We start from the raw sequence: 18,251 nt of genomic DNA on the forward strand, positions 1-18,251 counted from the left end.
CATCCTACATCATGTAAAAACTTCTAAACTTATGATATAATGTAAATATTTGCTAAAATTCAACCACATGATAAACCCCTTAAACCCCCCACTAAGCTACAAACCCCAACAACATCAAACTTGGAACAATCTATCTGGCAGCAGTCTAGGTTTGATTTTAAGCCAAGTGGCTCAGAATGCGCCTTTTATTGTTATTACTCCTGATTTGCTATCAGCGCAAAGTTTAATGGATGAGATTCAGTTTTATGCACCTACTGATAAGTTGCAGTTTCCTGATTGGGAAACTTTGCCTTATGATTTTTTTTCGCCTCATCAGGATATTATTTCTGAGCGTTTAGCTACTTTATATAAGTTGCCAACTATTGAACGTGGTGTTCTGTGTGTGCCTGTTAATACTTTAATGCAGCGTCTTGCTCCTGTGGATTATATCATTAATAACAGTAGTTTACTTGCCGTTGGTGATTATTTTGATTTACAATTAGAAAATAATGGCTATTCTTGTGTTGAGCAGGTGATGGAGCATGGTGAGTTTGCGCTTCGTGCTAATTTGGTTGATTTATTTGCTATGGGCAATCGTGAGCCTTGCAGAATTGAGTTGCTTGATGATAATACTATAAATAGTATTCGTTATTTTGATCCTGAAACTCAGCGTTCTAAGTTTGAAGTTGATCAGATTAATATATTACCAGCGCGTGAATTGCCTTTAGATAATCGCGATAATTTGATGACTTTATTTGATTATTTACCTAGTAATTGTGTTATTTTTACATTAGCTGGAGTGTTAGAAAAGGCTGAACAATTTTGGCAAGAAGTTAATCAGCGTTATGAGCAGTTAGATGTAGAATCATTAGCTCCTAGTAAATTGTTTTTGCAAGCTAATCAAGTTTTTGCAGCAATTAAACCTTTTGCACATATTTCTATCACTGAATCAGAAACTCGCAAATTACCAGTTGATACTCATAGTAAAAAACCTTTAGCCGCTTTAGAAAAATTCTTAACTGAATTTGATGGGCGAGTTTTAATAGCAGCAGAAACTAATGGGCGACGTGAAAGTTTATTAAATCTATTTAATAAATATAAATTAAAACCAAGCTTGGTAGAGAATTGGTCAGAATTTTTAGCTAGTGATGCAAACTTTTGTTTAACAGTGGCGCCGCTAGAAAGAGGTTTAATTTTATCTGCTATTGCGGTAATTAGTGAAACTCAATTATTTGGTAAACTAATTTATCAGCGTCGGCGTAAAACAAAAAATGATACTGATGCGATTGTTCGTAATCTTACAGAACTGACTATCGCTGCCCCTGTTGTGCATGAAGAACATGGTGTTGGGCGTTATCAAGGATTAGTGACTTTAAATGTTGCTAATATTGAAGCCGAATTTTTACAATTAGAATATGCAAATCAAGATAAATTATACGTACCCATATCTTCTTTACACTTAATTAACCGATTTACCGGAATTGATCCTGAGCGTGCGCCATTACATAAGTTAGGCACAGAAAAATGGTCAAAAGCTAAACAAAAAGCAACAGAAAAAGCTAGCGATGTAGCGGCTGAATTATTAGATATTTATGCAAAACGCGCTGCTCAAAAAGGACAAAGTTTTGAAATAAATAAACAAGATTATCAAGAGTTTGCCGATTCATTTGCATTTGAAGAAACTCCTGATCAACAAACCGCTATTGATGCAGTTATTAAAGATATGTCATCTGCCACGCCAATGGATAGATTGATATGTGGAGATGTTGGTTTTGGAAAAACAGAAGTTGCAATGCGTGCCACTTTTGTAGCAGTAATGGATGGGCAACAAGTGGCGATTTTAGTACCAACAACGCTATTAGCACAACAACATTATCAAAATTTTCAAGATCGTTTTGCCGACTTACCAATCAATATTGCACAATTATCACGCTTTGTTTCCAAGAAGCAACAAACTGAAACTTTAGAAGCCATCTCAAAAGGCGAAGTAGAAATAATAATTGGCACTCATAAGCTATTACAAAAAAGCCTTAAATACCATAACTTAGGCTTAATAATTATTGATGAAGAACACCGTTTTGGAGTTAAACAAAAAGAACAATTTAAATCATTACGAGCGCAAATAGACGTTCTCGCAATGACAGCAACACCAATTCCACGCTCATTAAATATGGCATTATCGCATATACGAGACTTATCAATAATTAGCACTGCACCAACCCGCCGCTTAGCAATTAAAAATTTTATAAAGCAATGGGATAATTCGACAATAATTGAAGCCATTTTACGTGAATTAAAACGCGGTGGACAAATATATTTTCTGCATAATGACATTGAAACAATTGAAAAAATGGCAGAGGATGTAGAAAATTTAGTACCACAAGCCAAGGTAAAAGTTGGGCATGGCAAAATGGGTGAACGTCAGCTTGAACAAGTAATGCAAGATTTTTATCATCGCCGCTTTAACATCTTAGTCTGTACAACAATTATTGAAACAGGTATTGATGTACCGAATGCAAATACGATAATTATAAACCGCGCAGACAAACTAGGCTTAGCCCAATTATACCAACTACGTGGAAGAGTAGGGCGTTCCCATCATCGAGCATATGCCTATTTAATTATACCTAAAAAAATGACAAAAGATGCCCAAAAACGCATAGATGCAATCGGCAGCATAAAAGAATTAGGAATGGGCTTTACCTTAGCAACTCATGATTTAGAAATTCGTGGAGCTGGAGAATTATTAGGTAGCGAACAAAGTGGACATATGCAAGAAATTGGCTATACTTTATATGCAGAACTATTAGAACGCGCGATAAAATCCCTAAAATCAGAAGAGATCCCAAAAACCAGCACTGAAATAAACCTATACCACTCAACTCTATTACCAAACGACTACATTCCCGACGTACATATTCGCCTAATAATGTACAAACGCATAGCCAACGCCCCAACATTAGAATCCTTAGATGACATACAAATAGAACTAATAGATCGCTTCGGCTTACTACCAGAACAAAGCAAGGCATTGATAAATATAACAGAACTAAAAATAAAAGCCATGCCATTAGGAATCACAAAAATTGACTTTAGTTCCAGTGGCGGCTACATAATATTTGATGAAAACACCAAAGTTGAACCACACAAAATTGTGCAACTCATTCAAGAAAACCCTTATAAATATAAATTTGGAGGAGAGAATAAGTTGCTATTGGATATGGAAATTGAATCGTTTGAGGAGCGGTGTGAATTGTTGGATAATATTTATGAAAAAATCCTTGTAGGGTCAGTTTGTTGACTAAGCACTTGTGTGCTTAGGCATTATATAAAACTCTAGGTTTTATGACTTATTTTGTAAGCAATTTGACTAATAAAATCTGAATCTTGTAATAGTACCTTCTTAATTTTTTCCATATCAACTAAACTAGGTACTAATTTTTGTTGTATAGCTTGGCGAAGTGTTTGATTAATTTTAGTATCTAGTTGTTCGCTATCTGCCTTGAAATAGTCAACCAAATCGTCATCTAAAGTAATAGTTATTTTTACTTGAGCCTGCTCTGGAGATTGCCCTTCTAAGCGAGGCAATATACCACGTCGCTTAACTTTTAGTGTTTTTAAATCATATTCCTCGCGCATAATCTTGTGCCTCTCTGCGTGTTGCAGCTCTTGCTGAAATAATACGAATTCTATCGTTCCTAAATGTATAAACTACAAGCAGAAGCCGTGCTTGATTAGAATGACCTAATAAAATTTCTCTATCTTCATCTTCACTGTGATCAATATCATAAAACACCACTTGTTTGGGATCATAAAAGCTTGTTAAAGCTTCACGGAAACTGACTCCATGTTTACGCATATTAAGCCTAGCTTTGTCTTCATTCCATTCAAATTGCATTTAGTTTTAGTATGTCAAAATTAGTTCAAGTTTTTAATTATAATATCATAAATAGTCATACGTGAAATGATTTGTTTGTTATGGGTTGTCGTCAGCCTTGTCGAATTGAGTTGTTTGATGATAATACTATAAATAGTATTCGTTATTTTGATCCTGAATCTCAGCGTTCTAAGCTTTTATTTGCCGCTGTTTTTTGAGCATACTCAGACTTTATTTGATTTTTTACCTGAAAAGCATTTGAAGAAACTGCTGATCAACAAGTTGCCATTTTAGTACCAACTACGCTATTAGCACAACAATTTTCAAGATCGTTTTGCCGATTTACCAATCAATATTGCACAATTATCACGCTTTGTTTCCAAGAAGCGATAATTGCAGGAAATAAAACCGTTGTCACTGAATAATGTTCCAACGCCATAATTGAAATCAGATTACGTGCTACCATAATCACAAAAAACGTCAATTGTTCCTCAAAAGGGTTTAGATATGCCTTCCTGAAACTGGGAACAAATCCTAACACATCCACTGTTGTTAATATCACTACTGCCCATAATGGATCGGAAGTAAGATACCATAAGGGCAAAAACATCCAATCTATTCTAGTGATTGTAGTATTCGATTTTTTTATATATGCTAAGAAGGCAACATATATGGTAAAAACGCTATAAAGGTAAGTGCAATTGCAATTGCAGTTAGAAGTTCTTTATTGGATATCTGGATATAATGATCTTTCTGGTTCATCAATCAGAATTATGGTATCTTCTGTGTTGAGTTGAAATAGTGGCGTTATGGTTAAAATGAATTGCTTGGTTTATATCAGCTTCCCAAATACCCTTATTATTTTGTTTAAAACTTGCTCTCAAAATAATCTTACAAACATTCAATAAACTAGCTTTTCCGGTACCACTTTGCCCTAGAAAGCAAATTTTTTCTAAAGCTTGCCCCTCTTTTTGATGCCCTTTGGGGTAAGTTAAATCTAATTTGAGGTTTTTGAATTGATTATAATCTTTAATGTTTATTTTAGTGATTTTCATCTGTGTATGCGTCTTCTATAAATAACTAACAAGATAAAAAGGGTTTAGATATGCCTTCCTGAAGCTTGGAGTAAATCCTGCCCATAATGGATCGGAAGTAATATATCATAAGGGTAAAGAGATCATTGCCAAGAGAAAAAACACCCAATCTATTCTAGTGATCGTAGTATTCTATTTTTTTATATATGGTAATCACACCAGAAACACCTATTGCCCATGCACCAACTCCGCCATTAGCCGCAAGCGGTGCTATAAAAACAATAAATGTGGTGGAACCCACCTATTTGGCTACTTTTTCAATCGCTTTTAAATCAGAGTATATGCTCCGTATTAAACTTTCAAATTTTCCAATATATTTGATCAATTCTTCGACTGTGAACTGTTTGTACATTTCTTTAACTTCATGGATAACTTGTTTTCTTTGTTCCAATAGTAAGTAATCTTTAGGGTTGTCAATCACTGGATTTATAAGAAGTTGATAATCTTCTTGTTTTTTTAGCTTTTTATCTTTACACTTTGCTCCATAAGCTTCGCTATTACCAGAAACTAGCAAATTATTCCAATCAAATCTCATATCTGGAAATAGACTTTGTTTTCTAAAATGATCAATATGGCTATCTTCGGGTTCGATATGGATTTCTGTATAGGCGCATTGATAATTTTGCTCTTCCATCAGAATATGCATACGTAATTCATAGCCAATAGATAAGCTGACATAGTTCCATTTAGTAGGTAAATTTTGCCGAATAAAGTCTTGGTATAATTGAGGTTCTTGTTTAGAGATTTGCTTCACTTTTAATTTTCCTTTTCGCAATCTCCATTCGGGTTAAGCTCAAATCCATATCATCATAACCAATGGTTTCCATTAGCTCATTCTCAAGGTGCTTAAATTCTTCCGTGGTATATTGATCTGAAAAGATCATTTTACGAAGATGGTCTAGTTTTCTTTCTACCAATGGAGTACGCAAGCCTTGAAGCCGGAATATTTCCAGTAAAACTCGGTCAACACGCCAACCATATGAACCCGTAAAGCTGTCAATGGCACGTATTTTATGGTTTTGTTTGACTAAAACACGTATTTGTTCCTTATGAATTGAAGCTACTATATGGGGGGAGTGAGTTGCTAGGATAATTTGGTTGTTATTCTTATTGGCAAATTCTTGGTATATGTGAGCAATCTGACTTTGCCAATTTGGATGCAAAGAACTTTCTGGTTCATCAATTAAAATAATATGGTCTTTGACATCACTAAGATATAAGGAAAAAGCTTTGGTAATAAGTTCTTGTTCTCCATTAGATAGATCATCTATCGTAATGTTATCGCTGCGCTCATTTTTAAATAAAACTTGTCTTCGTTTATCAATTCCTTTAAATTCTATTTGTAAATTAAAGTCAGGAAAGATGGATTGTAAGATTTCTTGAGTGGCAAAATATGCTTCGCTGCTTTTTTGGTCTTGTTCATAAATTAGATGATCTATAAATTGAATAATTATTTCTTTGGCACTTTGGTTCTCAGTTACTCCGGCTTGATAAAATAAAATGTTTTGCAATTTTGGAAACGAAACATTGTCACTGATAAAATTTGTATCAATATTCAGTGTTTTATTGTAATGGTTTTCTTGATATTCAATTTGAATAAAACTATTGTTTAAGATAGTTTTTTTATGAAATATTGGGTAGATAAAATCTTTAAGTAGTGTCGTTTTTCCACTACCGTTAATTCCAGCTATAGCAACCAGACTTTGTGCTTTCCCATTATTGGTGAAGTCAAGATTAAAGTCTTGAAATACTTTGTAATTATCAATATGCAATTTTCTAATTTTCATGGCGTGTCTTGGTAAAATACTACAAATTAGCCCCAAAGTCACTAGGCAAGTCTTCAACCACTTTAATCGTCTCCAAGCTCACTGTGATAATCTTTTTCACCATTTCCAGAATATAAGTCTCATCATCTTCACGGTTGGGATCATTGACGATGCCGCTTCTTTTATCGACTTTGACGCGATATTGTTCGATCACCCAATTGAGAGCGGAGCGATTACCAAGCTTATAATCAAAGACTTCTTTAGGGATACCATCCAATGTGAGAAAATCATTATAGATTAATTTTTTCTTGTCTTTAGAAAGGCGCATTTTTTCTACTCGCAGATTGAAAGGCACTTTGGGATTTTCAATCACTTTGAGTGAGTAGGGTGTAGCGTCTTCATAGTTGAGGTGTAAATCAGCTAATTTTTCGCCTGATTTTGAAAATGACCAAAAATCGGGTGCCATTGGTAAGCGGGGCAATTCGCGCTTGAGGTTGGCGGCGTATTTTTCACGATAGGCGGGGTGATGGAGTAGTCCATAAGCGTAGTGAAAAATAGCCCATTTGGTGATGGTGTTGTCTTTGTAGTGGTTTTGATAGTGAGTTAGTGCCCAGTCGGTTATGTTTTCGGTGCGGTTGGTGCCGTCTTCGTTGTAGGTGTAGAAAGGAAAGGATTGAGAATCACCTGTAAAATGCAAATCAGGAATGAGATTAACCATTAAACAATGAAATGACTTATTATTGCCAACAGCACTAACACAAATCACCCGATTTTCATTTTCAGTGTCAGGTGTGGGGAAAATAGATGGGAAGACATAAACTCTATTGTTCATTGTCCTATCAAAAAATAGGTATGAACGAGTAAAAGGTCGATAAAGAGATTGTCTTATTTTTTCATCATAAAATTCTGCCATTTTTCCGGCTTTAAGACAGATTTTTAAATCACCACTCCACTTAATCTTGCTTTCATCACTTTCCACAAAATCATCAACTTGAGTTTGCTTATCTGCTTGTTGTGTCCATTTAAAAACCTGTTCATTATAAGTTTCAATCATACGCTGCATGTTATCAGCTAATTCGGATTGATTGAAATTGTATGCCCAAGCATCACGGTTAGTTTTTACACCGCCACTATAAGTCTTAAAAATAACCCCTTCCGTAATCCCCTTTTCAGCTTTAGCAGATTTACTCCCTAACGGCAAAAACTCCTCAAATTCTGAATGCAAGCCCTCAGTTAGCCAAGTGTGTTTTTTATCAGGTGTAATTATTTGCCACTCGACTTGAGCGAGGTGTTGTTTTTCATCTAAATAAGCATATTTAGCCTCTTTACGCCAATCTTCACCAACACGAGCATAAAAAATATCAGTGTTTTTGCTGTCCTTTCTCTTAACCAGCAAATTGATACTGACACCGACTTGAATACCAAAAACATTATGCGTGGTGCCTGATAGCTTGGGATTTTTTCTAACATTACCGCCTAAATCCAACACATATATTTTAGAAAAATCCTCCCCTAAATGCTTACGCATCCCATCAAAAGCAACATTATCCAAAAAGCCATTATTAGTCACAAAAGCAACAATACCCTCATCCCCAATCCGATCCGATGCCCACCGAATCGCCTTCACATAAGGATCAGATAAAGCATTTCTTAAAGTCGCCTTAGACTCCTTACTATAAGTATTCTTAACCCGTCCATCAATCACCTTATACTTACGATTTTTATTATTGTCATTCTCATTAATCTGCCCCGCATTATAAGGTGGATTCCCAATAATAACGAAAAAATTAGTTTGTTGTTGCTTTTTGACTCGCTCAGTATTCTCTGGAACAAACATATCAGATTGCATACCCTCAGCCAACTCAAAGGTATCCGCCAAACAAATCCCCTCAAATGGCTGATATTTTTTGTCCATCAAATCCAAATACTCATGCTCAATATTCATATTTGCGATATAATACGGCAACAGCATCACTTCATTACAGTGCAACTCTTTAGTATATTTTTCTTTTAAAGCTAAACGACTTTGAGCCGCAATTTCGCGCATAATCCGCACAATAAAATTACCAGTTCCCACAAACGGATCAAGAAAATGCACACCCTCACTGGCTAAAGACTTGCCAAATTCCTTTTGTAAAATCTCATCAACCGACTTCACCATAAAATCCACAATCGGTTGCGGCGTATAAACAATCCCATGCGTATCTGCTACCTTAACCGAAAAACCTTGAAAGAATCGCTCATAAACCGTATTCAAAAAATGCTGCTTATAATCATACTCATCAATTGTCGCAGCAACATCCTCTAAAGCTTTATAAAAATACTTGAGATCATCAAAAAAAGTATCGCGGTTGAAAGAGTGCGCCGTCAGCTTATCAATCACATTCTCAATCTCACGGGCAATAATATTGCGCTTGGCAAAATCAGGATGATTGAAAATACGGCGAAAAACGCGCTCAGTGAGTAGATGCTGGATCAACATCTCCTCAATAGCCGCGTCGGTTAGATTAGGATTAATCGCTTGATGGCATTGCTCAGCAAAATTGTTAAAAGCCGCTTTAAAGTCTTTATCGTCAACACGCGCTTGCTGAATTAAGCCTAATAGTTTTTTTGATAATTCTGGCACCCGACTTTTAAACTCATCCGCAGCCAAATCCCACTGCTCATATTCAGGGCGTTTGAAATTAAAAAAGGCGGCTAAAATTTTGACCAAATTAGTTGGTTCAACTAAAGACAAATCTAAAACTTCGCGCCCATTCTGATATAAAATGGCGCGATTAGGTGCCTGAAAAATAATATTATCATCAGGATAATTATCCTGATAAAGCTTTTTTTGAACTTCTTTACTTAAATCATCTTTAGAATCTTTAGCTTCCCAATAGCCGCGAGGAATATTGGTATTGTCAAATAAAACGCCATCTAAACGAATGCGCTTTTTGCCCCTATTTAAGGTGTTTTATTGAGTTAATACCCATTGAGATTGTTTAGCAATCGCCTCTAAAAGATGTTGAAAAGCTATTTTGACTGTGCCTTCATGGGCTTGCCCTAAACGCTCAAATTCTTTGAGTTCTTTATAGTAGGCTTGGAGGTGTTTTTGTTTTGGGGTTATTTTAAACATGTTGCTGTTTTGAAGTTAAAAAATTGTCCAGCATCAACATTTGCAATCCCGGCAAAACAGGTGGTAAACGAATATCATTTGTTAATAATGCTGTTGCATTCGATTGTAAGGCTGTTGCTATTTGGATGGCATCAGGCGTGCGTAATGAATATTGGCTCCGTAATTGTGCTGCTTTTTCAGCTATATCAATAGAAACTTCTACTGTTATTAAACCATTAATATTAAGTAAAATCTCTCGATATTGTTGAGCTAATTTCGTTTCTCCATCACGTAAAGGCTTTACTAACACCTCTGATAAAGTAATAACAGAGGTAACAACTTTTATTTTACCTTGATCAAGTTGTTCAAAAAATGGAGTGACAATAGGCAAATAGATAGGGTGTTCTTCGATAAAATAAATCAGTGGAGCCGTATTTAATGCAACCAGTTGCCCGGGTTCTAATGCTTTTACCCATTCCATGAATCACGCTCCGCATTGATATAGTCTTTTACAGAGATATTTTGCCAAACATGTTTACCTAAGCCACGCAGTTCTAAAATACTACGGTGTGTTTGTGATGCAGCTAATTTTTTATCATTTTTAAAAATTAGATATTCGATAAAATCAAGAACTTCTGATTTTTGTTGAGAAGGTAATCTTTCTAAATTGTGGTAAATATTATTTACAATATCCATAATTAATTCCTCATTAAGCTCGTGCCAATGCCCGATACCCTATATCTGTACGACAATAAACCCTATCCCAACTAATTTGTTCAACAATTGCATAGGCATTTGTTTGTGCTTCTGCGACAGTGTCTCCAAGCGCACAGGCACATAATACGCGCCCTCCAGCAGTGACAATTTCCCCATCTTGTTCTGCTGTGCCTGCATGAAATACTTTTCCATCTAATTGTGCCGCTTCATTTAATCCATTAATAGTATCGCCTTTTTTATATTGTGCCGGATAACCACTAGCGGCTAAAACTACCCCTAAAGCAGCGCGTGAATCCCATTCTGCTGTAACTTGATCAAGGCGTTTTTCTAAGCTAGCCATACATAATTCAACTAAATCTGAGCGTAAACGCATCATTATCGGTTGGGTTTCTGGATCGCCAAAGCGGCAATTGTATTCTAAAACTTTTGGAATTCCTTGTTGATCAATCATAACTCCAGCATATAAGAAGCCTGTATATGGATTTCCTTCAGCAGCCATTCCGCGCACTGTTGGTTCAATAACTTCTGCCATTATACGAGCATGAATTTCAGGAGTCACAACTGGTGCTGGTGAATAGGCTCCCATGCCGCCAGTATTTGGACCCTTATCACCATTGTCACGAGCTTTATGATCTTGGGAAGTAGCTAAAGCTAAAATATGTTCTCCATCAACCATACAGATAAAACTAGCTTCTTCTCCCTGTAAAAATTCTTCAATAACCACCCGATGTCCAGCATCACCAAAAGCATTAGCGGCTAACATATCTTCAACAGCAGCAATAGCATCCTCTTCGCTGTCTGCTAAAATAACACCTTTACCAGCAGCTAAACCATCAGCTTTCACCACAATAGGCGCACCAACTTGCTTAATATAAGCAATAGCTGGTTCTATCTCAGTAAAATATTCATAACTTCCAGTAGGAATATTATGCCTAGCTAAAAAATCCTTAGTAAAAGCTTTAGAACCTTCTAATTGAGCAGCCGCTTGAGTTGGACCAAATATAGCTAATCCAAAGCTTTGAAATTTATCAACAATTCCTGCCACCAAAGGAACTTCTGGACCAACTATAGTTAAAGCAATAGCATTATCTTGAGCAAAATTAACTAAAGCATCAAGATCATCAACCTGAATTGCTACATTTTCTAATTTTGCCTCAAGTGCAGTGCCAGCATTACCCGGAGCAAGAAAAATTTTATCAACCTTTTTAGACTGAGCAGCTTTCCATGCTAAAGCATGTTCACGCCCACCACTACCTATAATTAGAACTTTCATATTAATTTGATTAAAATAATAGTTTTGTAGTTTTGTAGGGTGGGTAGAGCGATAGCGAAACCCACCATTTTATTTAGCGATCGATTTGGTGGGTTTCGCTATCGCTCTACCCACCCTACGAAAATGATAATATATGCTTCAGCATTTATCGCGATCAAGTTTCATCAACAATGGCGGTAATAACAAGAAATCTGTTATCAAAGCAAACATTATAACAATAGCTGTTAATATGCCCATAGCTGAATTAATATGGAAATGAGAAAAAATTAGAATTGAAAAGCCAGCTATTAATACGATGGCTGTTACTGAAATAGCAGTTCCTACTGTTACAAAAGCATAACGCACTGCATCTTCTGCATTCTTGCCTAGTTTTTTACGTGCATGTAAATATTTAGTTAAAAAATGAATTGTTGCATCAACTACAATTCCTAATGTCATAGCGGCAACCACTGAAACAGCAAGGCTAATTTGTCCAACTAATAAACCCCATAATCCAAAAGCCATAATTGCTGGCATCAAGTTAGGAATCAGACTAATTAAACCTAGTTTTAATGAACGTAAGGCAAATATTAATATTAAAGAAATCAACAATAAAGCCACTCCAGTACCGATTAACATACTATTAATATTACGTTGACCAATATGAGCAAATATCAGACTAGTGCCTGTCGCTACAGATTTGATTGTTGTTTGCCCTTGCAACCACTGTTTGGCACCAAGTTCTAAAGCCAATAATTCTTTGCTAGATAAACTATCTAAAACAACTGTAATACGAGTAGCAGATTTATCTACATTTAAACGATCATTTAAATCTAAGCCATAAGGTAAAGACATTTCATAGAATAATAAATATTGAGCAGTTAATTCACGAGCTTCTGGTAATTTATACCAATTAGGATCATCGCCGTGCATATTTTTATTCAGACGCTTTATGACTTCGGTGATACTATAAACATAACGCACTTCAGCTTGTTGTCGAAACCAATTAACAAATTCATCTAGTTTAAGCAAAAATTTTGGATCATTAATCCCACCAACTTCGCCAGATTCAATTGAATAATCTAAATAATCTGCACCAGATAAATTATCAATAATAAAATCTGTTGATTGACGAAATTGAATTGATTCATCAAAATATTCAAGATAATTATCATTTAATTCATTCTTAGGAATCAATATAATTAAGCCTAGCATTAAAGCTGTTATGCTCCACAACAATATCTTACGCCGCTGTATCACAAATTCACTTAAATGGCTCATAATTGGAACTTGCCGCTGTTTAGGAATTTTAGTAGGTAAAATCATTAACAACACTGGTAACAATGTGATTGTTAAAATAAAAGCAATAGTAACGCCTATAGCAGCAAGATTACCTAAATCATTAAATGGCGGTGAATCACTAAAATTCATCGACAAAAAACCAATTGCAGTAGTAAAACTAGTCAGAAAAATAGCTTGAAAATTCAGACGAAAACTTTCTATTAAAGCGGCGCGTTTAGTCATGCCTTCACGCAAACTAGCAAAAAAGTTTGCCATAATATGCACCGAATCAGCTATGGCTAAAATCATAATAATATTAGGCAAGGGCGCAGTAGGTGGCGACATATTAATACCTAACCAACCAGCTAAACCAAGAGTGGCAATAATTGAAAAGATGATAATTATAGTAGTACTTACTACGCCGCTAATAGTACCTAATAACAAACCCAAAGTTATAAGCAACACAACAAACATTATCGGTACTAATTTTTGCATATCTGCGGCTGATATTTCTCCAAAGGCATTATCCATCATAGCTCCGCCAGTGAGGTAAATATCTATATTAGGATGTTCATCACGCATTTTTGCCGCTAAGTCACGGGCAAATTTAACAACATTAGGTATTGCGCTACTTTGATCTTGATCCGGTAATTGTAAAATTACATTAATACCAGTAACATGAGCCGTTGGTGAAATTAAATGATTGACTAATAAAGGCTCATTAATAGCAATTTGTTTAATTTCTTGTATTTGAGAAGCAGTTAATTGTTCAGCCTCAGATATTAAATCTTCAACGATAATATCATCTTCAACAGCCCGTGAATATTGAAAATTGGCAATAGAATCAACACGGCTAGAATAAGGCATTTGCCAAGCCATTTCAGTCATCTGTTCCAACATTGCCAAGATTTCTACTGTAAAGACTTTACCGTCTTTCGGTGCAATTGCAAATAATACATTATCGCTTTTAGTATAAGTATCTTGTAATTTTTCAAAAGCCAGCAATTGAGGATTATCTTCACTAAAAAACATACGATAATCGGATTTAAACTGTAGAAACTGGATTCCGCTAGCAGCCCAAGTAACAACTACTAAAATTAGAAAAATTAATCCATAACGCCAGCGGCTTAGCCAATTAATATAAGTATCAATCATGTTATAAAATTATAGGAGAATAAGGAGTATCGCGTTCAAGATCATGTTGATGCATACGATAATCTATAAATTTATCCAAATCATTAATCTGCATAAATGGATTGCCTTCTAACTGTTCAGCCATTGTAGAAGTACATTTGTGAGCATAATTATGCCCGGGATGAATAATAGTTTCAGGATTTAACTCGGAACCGAGTTTTTTTAAGGAATTATACATTTGTTCGGGATTACCGCCGTTGAAATCACAACGCCCACAGCCGAACAAAAATAAAGTATCACCAGTAATTAAGTTACCATCAAGATGGTAACAAGCAGAACCCGGAGTATGTCCGGGTGTATGCAATATTTCAATACTGGTTTTACCAATTTCTAGCCTATCCCCACCATAATGTATAGTAGGCTGATCTAAATCATGATCCCAAAATTGAGCTTCAGATTTCAACAAATGAATTTCTGCATCATAAGTTTGTAACAACTCATTTAAGCCATTAATATGGTCATAATGGCTATGTGTGAGTAATACATCTGTTATTTCAATATCTTGTTTTTCAGCTAATTTTACTAATTTTGCTACTTCCCAAGCAGGATCAACTACAGCGGCTCTATTTGAACTAAGATCATGAATCAAATAGACAAAATTTTCCATTGGTCCCAATTCTAGAGATTGAATTGCAAAAGTCATAATTTATACAGATGGTAATAAGTCATCAGCAAATACTACGGTACCTAGTAATAAACTACTAGCTATTTTTCTATTTGTTTCAGTTACTTGTTTATTACCAAATAGAATTTTAGAAGCATATCCATGTATTTTGCGTTTTATCAACTTCGCATCTGTTTTTAAATTAATTTCACCAATACTAATATAATAGTTCTTAGTATGTTTAGGATGGATTACAATTGCACGAGATACAGCTAATGATTTAATAAAGGAATTAATATTAACTGCAATATTAACTGCATTATGTTGACTTGTGGTTTTGCCTACTACAAAAACATAATTTTTAAGATTAGGATTTCTACCAATAGCCCCTAACAGCAATTGAGCAAAAGTAGCTTTTTCTATATCATCAGGTACTATATCTAATACCTTAACACCATTTACAATAGTAGATTTACTCACCTGAGCATCTGTAGATCTTACTCGGCTGAAAGTTGGTGTTAAATTTTTTAATTTAGAACTATGATCATTATCAGTTGCTGATTCTGTACCTAAAGGAGAAAAATTAGATGGTTGGATTTTCTCTCCAAACTGCTGAATACTAGTTGTTGGATCAACACCTTCACCTAAATTTGGTGGGCTTAGTAGAGCAAGTAATAATGAGGGTGCAACTAAACCAGAAATAAAAGCATTTTTTCTGACTTTTTCTTTCTTTCCCTCAGAATCAGTAAAAAATATTGCTACCATAATACCTAAAAGTAAATAAGCAATATAGGTTAAATATCGTGCTAATATTTCTGCTTCGCTAAGTGAACTAGTAAGAAAAAAATCTGCCTCTATCAGCTTTAAAATTACTAATGATAAGCCACCGGAAGCACCAATAATAGCCTTTTCATTCCATGCAATTGGGTTTAAGTTAGAATCTTGGGACATGTTATCTCCTTAAAAAAAATTCCCCTATGGGGAATTATGAAATTATTATTTATAATATTTGGGTTTCATCTATTTTTAGAGAAATCCCTTTTCCATCTTTAATATAATAACCAGCTGAAAACATAAGTACGACAAATAATAAAAGACTTATCCAAGTAGGTAGCCATAAAAATAGCGCAATAACTACTGCAAAATATCCACCTATATATAAAATCGGTGTACCAATACCTTGAATAAAATCATAAACTGGCTTAAAAATTTCTGGATTTGTTTCATATAAAGCTTGATTAAAAAAAGCTAATATTAATAATAAAGCACCAATTAATAAAAACATCATCGGTTTGCTATTGTCTTCCATAAGGAGTCCTTAAATATATAAATGAATTTAAAATTATTGTTTTTTTACCTACAACAATAATATGGAATTATACCACATAAATCTAAAGTTATCACTATAACATGAATTTAACAACATTTGATAAACAACATATCTGGCATCCTTATGCCGCAATGGGTACTCCAGTCTATCCGGTCGTTTCCGCTAACGGTGTATATATAAAGTTAGCAAATGGACAAGAATTAATAGATGGAATGGCATCATGGTGGTCAGTAATTCACGGTTATAATCACCCAATACTTAACGCTGCTATTCATAAGCAAGTAGATTCAATGGCACATGTTATGTTTGGTGGTTTAACCCATCAGCCAGCAGTAGATCTTGCTCGCTTGTTAATAGAAATCACACCTAACAACTTAGAAAATGTATTCTTTTCTGATTCTGGTTCCGTAGCAGTTGAAGTTGCTATAAAAATGGCAATACAATATTGCTATGCTGTTGGAAATCCAAAAAAACAAAAATTACTAACAATTCGTAATGGTTATCATGGTGATACCTTTGGTGCTATGGCTGTTTGTGATCCTGTTAATGGAATGCATAATATCTTTTCTCATGTTTTAGCTCAACATTATTTTGCTGAAAATAATATTAACAGTTTTCAAAAGTTATTAGAACAACATCACAATGAAATAGCCGCAGTTATTTTAGAGCCTTTATTACAAGGTGCTGGTGGAATGCGCATTTATAGTGCAGAATTTTTACGCAGTGTACGTAGTCTTTGCGATGAATATAAGGTATTATTAATTTTAGATGAAATTGCAACTGGATTTGGTAGAACTGGTACTTTATTCGCTTGTGAACGCGCTGATATTAGCCCTGATATTTTATGTGTTGGCAAAGCATTAACCGGTGGTTATATGAGTTTAGCAGCCACTTTAACCAGCAAGCAAGTTAGTGAAGTTATTTGTTCACATCCACCGGGGGTGTTTATGCATGGTCCAACTTTTATGGCAAACCCACTCGCATGTTCAGTAGCAGCCGCTAGTATAAATTTACTATTAGAAAGTCCGTGGCAACAAACTATATCTAACATTGAACAACAATTAATTGATTCATTATCTGCTTGTGCCGCTTTACCTCAAGTTGCTGATGTACGTATTTTAGGAGCTGTGGGTATTGTGGAATTACAAGATTCTATAGATGTTGCAACAATGCAACAAGCTTTTGTTGATAAAGGAGTTTGGATACGCCCATTTAGAAATTTAATCTATATAATGCCACCATATATCATTACTCCACAACAACTATCTCAACTTACACAAGCTATATTTGAGGTTATTAAGGCAACTGAACCGGCGTAGGGGCTATCCAACCCGCTGCTATATGTTCGGCTACCACTGTAGTATAAATACCACCTCGAACATTAAATTCAGCGCGTAAACGCATAAAACGTGGCGCACAAACAGCAACTAACTCATTAAGAATTTGATTAGTAACAGCCTCATGAAATGTACCTTCATTACGAAATGACCAAATATAATTTTTTAGAGCTTTTAATTCTATACAGAGTTTGTCTGGTACATAATCTATAAATAGAGTTGCAAAATCAGGTTGCCCGGTTTTTGGACATAAACAGGTGAATTCTGGAATACGAATATGAATTGTATAATCGCGTTCTGAATTACGATTATTAAATGTTTCAAGCATATGTTTAATAAATGGCGAATTATTAATTCGCCATTATAAGATGATTAATCAATCATTTGAGCTTTAATTCCGCCACTAGCTTGATTATGGTCTTTAGTTTTTTCCTTATGTTTTTTGATTTGTCTATCTAATTTATCTGCCAAAGCATCAATTGCAGCGTACATATTTTCATGTTCTGCATTTGCAAATAAATTTGCACCACTAACATGTAAAGTAGCTTCTGCTTTTTGGCGTAGTTTTTCTACACTCAGAATAACATGCATATTAGTAACATTATCAAAGTGACGTTCTAAACGTTCCATCTTAGTAGAAACATAATCACGTAATGCGGTAGTAATATCAATATGATGACCACTCAGATTAAGTTGCATTTTATTGCTCCTTGTTTTTAGTTA

Annotated in this window: 21 protein-coding genes; 3 read left to right on the top strand and 18 right to left on the bottom strand. The window is 35.0% G+C overall.

Annotated features, from left to right (window positions below; translation table 11 throughout):
- Positions 1-67: 67 nt before the first annotated feature.
- Positions 68-3,280 (top strand): transcription-repair coupling factor, encoded by a 3,213-nt coding sequence (gene mfd, locus BHU68_RS02580; RefSeq protein ID WP_069471649.1) that lies wholly within the window; start codon positions 68-70, stop codon positions 3,278-3,280.
- Between the two features lie 35 nt (positions 3,281-3,315).
- Here mfd and BHU68_RS02585 read toward each other — a convergent pair whose 3' ends face one another.
- Both BHU68_RS02585 and BHU68_RS02590 read right to left on the bottom strand, forming a co-directional pair.
- The gene (locus tag BHU68_RS02585; protein ID WP_069471648.1) at positions 3,316-3,618 is read right to left on the bottom strand and encodes a BrnA antitoxin family protein; all 303 of its coding nucleotides are present in this window, start codon (positions 3,616-3,618) and stop codon (positions 3,316-3,318) included.
- Positions 3,602-3,877 carry a BrnT family toxin gene (locus BHU68_RS02590; RefSeq protein WP_069471647.1) on the bottom strand — a complete coding sequence of 92 codons (276 nt, stop codon included), beginning with the start codon at positions 3,875-3,877 and terminating at the stop codon, positions 3,602-3,604. The genes BHU68_RS02585 and BHU68_RS02590 overlap by 17 nt, the downstream gene beginning before the upstream one ends.
- 80 nt (positions 3,878-3,957) lie before the next feature.
- On the opposite strand from BHU68_RS02590, the gene BHU68_RS17825 reads away from it, so the two are divergent.
- On the top strand, positions 3,958-4,074 hold the full coding sequence (locus BHU68_RS17825; protein ID WP_253181151.1) for a hypothetical protein: 117 nt from the start codon (positions 3,958-3,960) through the stop codon (positions 4,072-4,074).
- A 131-nt stretch (positions 4,075-4,205) separates the two neighbouring features.
- Here the strand turns inward: BHU68_RS17825 and BHU68_RS02595 are convergent, their stop codons facing one another.
- The 14 genes from BHU68_RS02595 to BHU68_RS02650 all read right to left on the bottom strand — a co-directional run bounded on the left by BHU68_RS02595 (position 4,206) and on the right by BHU68_RS02650 (position 16,170).
- Complete coding sequence (locus tag BHU68_RS02595; RefSeq protein ID WP_069471646.1) at positions 4,206-4,466, bottom strand: hypothetical protein; 261 nt, start codon at positions 4,464-4,466, stop codon at positions 4,206-4,208.
- A 151-nt stretch (positions 4,467-4,617) separates the two neighbouring features.
- Entirely contained in the window at positions 4,618-4,911 is a 294-nt protein-coding gene (locus BHU68_RS02600; RefSeq protein ID WP_069471645.1) for a hypothetical protein, read from the bottom strand.
- Between the two features lie 154 nt (positions 4,912-5,065).
- Positions 5,066-5,191, bottom strand: a complete 126-nt coding sequence (locus BHU68_RS17985; protein ID WP_256359174.1) for a hypothetical protein — start codon at positions 5,189-5,191, stop codon at positions 5,066-5,068.
- Entirely contained in the window at positions 5,192-5,704 is a 513-nt protein-coding gene (locus tag BHU68_RS02605) for a hypothetical protein (protein WP_069471644.1), read from the bottom strand.
- Positions 5,688-6,737, bottom strand: coding sequence for an AAA family ATPase (locus BHU68_RS02610; protein ID WP_069473082.1), 1,050 nt, complete (start codon positions 6,735-6,737; stop codon positions 5,688-5,690). Before BHU68_RS02610 ends, BHU68_RS02605 begins: the two co-directional genes overlap by 17 nt.
- A 19-nt stretch (positions 6,738-6,756) precedes the next feature.
- Positions 6,757-9,453, bottom strand: coding sequence for a type ISP restriction/modification enzyme (locus tag BHU68_RS02615; RefSeq protein WP_216092688.1), 2,697 nt, complete (start codon positions 9,451-9,453; stop codon positions 6,757-6,759).
- Between the two features lie 219 nt (positions 9,454-9,672).
- The gene (locus BHU68_RS17485) at positions 9,673-9,834 is read right to left on the bottom strand and encodes a hypothetical protein (protein ID WP_216092689.1); all 162 of its coding nucleotides are present in this window, start codon (positions 9,832-9,834) and stop codon (positions 9,673-9,675) included.
- Positions 9,827-10,294, bottom strand: a complete 468-nt coding sequence (locus tag BHU68_RS02620) for a type II toxin-antitoxin system VapC family toxin (RefSeq protein WP_069470585.1) — start codon at positions 10,292-10,294, stop codon at positions 9,827-9,829. Before BHU68_RS02620 ends, BHU68_RS17485 begins: the two co-directional genes overlap by 8 nt.
- On the bottom strand, positions 10,282-10,509 hold the full coding sequence (locus BHU68_RS02625; RefSeq protein ID WP_069470584.1) for a DUF2281 domain-containing protein: 228 nt from the start codon (positions 10,507-10,509) through the stop codon (positions 10,282-10,284). The genes BHU68_RS02620 and BHU68_RS02625 overlap by 13 nt, the downstream gene beginning before the upstream one ends.
- Before the next feature lie 13 nt (positions 10,510-10,522).
- Positions 10,523-11,803, bottom strand: coding sequence for a phosphoribosylamine--glycine ligase (gene purD / locus BHU68_RS02630; RefSeq protein WP_069470583.1), 1,281 nt, complete (start codon positions 11,801-11,803; stop codon positions 10,523-10,525).
- A gap of 138 nt (positions 11,804-11,941) precedes the next feature.
- Complete coding sequence (locus BHU68_RS02635) at positions 11,942-14,218, bottom strand: efflux RND transporter permease subunit (protein ID WP_069470582.1); 2,277 nt, start codon at positions 14,216-14,218, stop codon at positions 11,942-11,944.
- Position 14,219: 1 nt separating this feature from the next.
- Positions 14,220-14,900, bottom strand: coding sequence for an MBL fold metallo-hydrolase (locus tag BHU68_RS02640; RefSeq protein WP_069470581.1), 681 nt, complete (start codon positions 14,898-14,900; stop codon positions 14,220-14,222).
- Positions 14,901-14,903: 3 nt separating this feature from the next.
- Positions 14,904-15,812, bottom strand: coding sequence for a hypothetical protein (locus BHU68_RS02645; protein ID WP_069470580.1), 909 nt, complete (start codon positions 15,810-15,812; stop codon positions 14,904-14,906).
- Between the two features lie 49 nt (positions 15,813-15,861).
- A complete protein-coding gene (locus tag BHU68_RS02650; RefSeq protein ID WP_069470579.1) occupies positions 15,862-16,170 on the bottom strand; it encodes a hypothetical protein in 309 nt (102 codons plus the stop codon).
- Positions 16,171-16,271: 101 nt separating this feature from the next.
- Here BHU68_RS02650 and bioA point away from each other — a divergent pair, with 101 nt between their 5' ends.
- On the top strand, positions 16,272-17,510 hold the full coding sequence (gene bioA / locus BHU68_RS02655; protein ID WP_069470578.1) for an adenosylmethionine--8-amino-7-oxononanoate transaminase: 1,239 nt from the start codon (positions 16,272-16,274) through the stop codon (positions 17,508-17,510).
- Here bioA and queF read toward each other — a convergent pair.
- Both queF and hpf read right to left on the bottom strand, forming a co-directional pair.
- Positions 17,488-17,856, bottom strand: coding sequence for a preQ(1) synthase (queF, locus tag BHU68_RS02660; protein WP_069470577.1), 369 nt, complete (start codon positions 17,854-17,856; stop codon positions 17,488-17,490). The two genes, bioA and queF, sit on opposite strands and share 23 nt — an antisense overlap.
- 44 nt (positions 17,857-17,900) lie before the next feature.
- A complete protein-coding gene (gene hpf / locus BHU68_RS02665; RefSeq protein ID WP_069470576.1) occupies positions 17,901-18,227 on the bottom strand; it encodes a ribosome hibernation-promoting factor, HPF/YfiA family in 327 nt (108 codons plus the stop codon).
- Positions 18,228-18,251 lie beyond the last annotated feature (24 nt).

Source organism: Candidatus Marithrix sp. Canyon 246 (genome assembly GCF_001723685.1).
GTDB lineage: Bacteria > Pseudomonadota > Gammaproteobacteria > Beggiatoales > Beggiatoaceae > Marithrix.

What these genes read in the sequence shown, in the direction of transcription:
- mfd (WP_069471649.1), top strand. Translation starts at nt 68, where the DNA reads ATGATAAACCCCTTAAACCCCCCACTAAGCTACAAACCCCAACAACAT.
- BHU68_RS02585 (WP_069471648.1), bottom strand. Translation starts at nt 3,618, where the DNA reads ATGCGCGAGGAATATGATTTAAAAACACTAAAAGTTAAGCGACGTGGT.
- BHU68_RS02590 (WP_069471647.1), bottom strand. Translation starts at nt 3,877, where the DNA reads ATGCAATTTGAATGGAATGAAGACAAAGCTAGGCTTAATATGCGTAAA.
- BHU68_RS17825 (WP_253181151.1), top strand. Translation starts at nt 3,958, where the DNA reads ATGGGTTGTCGTCAGCCTTGTCGAATTGAGTTGTTTGATGATAATACT.
- BHU68_RS02595 (WP_069471646.1), bottom strand. Translation starts at nt 4,466, where the DNA reads ATGTTTTTGCCCTTATGGTATCTTACTTCCGATCCATTATGGGCAGTA.
- BHU68_RS02600 (WP_069471645.1), bottom strand. Translation starts at nt 4,911, where the DNA reads ATGAAAATCACTAAAATAAACATTAAAGATTATAATCAATTCAAAAAC.
- BHU68_RS02610 (WP_069473082.1), bottom strand. Translation starts at nt 6,737, where the DNA reads ATGAAAATTAGAAAATTGCATATTGATAATTACAAAGTATTTCAAGAC.
- BHU68_RS17485 (WP_216092689.1), bottom strand. Translation starts at nt 9,834, where the DNA reads ATGTTTAAAATAACCCCAAAACAAAAACACCTCCAAGCCTACTATAAA.
- BHU68_RS02620 (WP_069470585.1), bottom strand. Translation starts at nt 10,294, where the DNA reads ATGGAATGGGTAAAAGCATTAGAACCCGGGCAACTGGTTGCATTAAAT.
- BHU68_RS02625 (WP_069470584.1), bottom strand. Translation starts at nt 10,509, where the DNA reads ATGGATATTGTAAATAATATTTACCACAATTTAGAAAGATTACCTTCT.
- purD (WP_069470583.1), bottom strand. Translation starts at nt 11,803, where the DNA reads ATGAAAGTTCTAATTATAGGTAGTGGTGGGCGTGAACATGCTTTAGCA.
- BHU68_RS02635 (WP_069470582.1), bottom strand. Translation starts at nt 14,218, where the DNA reads ATGATTGATACTTATATTAATTGGCTAAGCCGCTGGCGTTATGGATTA.
- BHU68_RS02640 (WP_069470581.1), bottom strand. Translation starts at nt 14,900, where the DNA reads ATGACTTTTGCAATTCAATCTCTAGAATTGGGACCAATGGAAAATTTT.
- BHU68_RS02645 (WP_069470580.1), bottom strand. Translation starts at nt 15,812, where the DNA reads ATGTCCCAAGATTCTAACTTAAACCCAATTGCATGGAATGAAAAGGCT.
- BHU68_RS02650 (WP_069470579.1), bottom strand. Translation starts at nt 16,170, where the DNA reads ATGGAAGACAATAGCAAACCGATGATGTTTTTATTAATTGGTGCTTTA.
- bioA (WP_069470578.1), top strand. Translation starts at nt 16,272, where the DNA reads ATGAATTTAACAACATTTGATAAACAACATATCTGGCATCCTTATGCC.
- queF (WP_069470577.1), bottom strand. Translation starts at nt 17,856, where the DNA reads ATGCTTGAAACATTTAATAATCGTAATTCAGAACGCGATTATACAATT.
- hpf (WP_069470576.1), bottom strand. Translation starts at nt 18,227, where the DNA reads ATGCAACTTAATCTGAGTGGTCATCATATTGATATTACTACCGCATTA.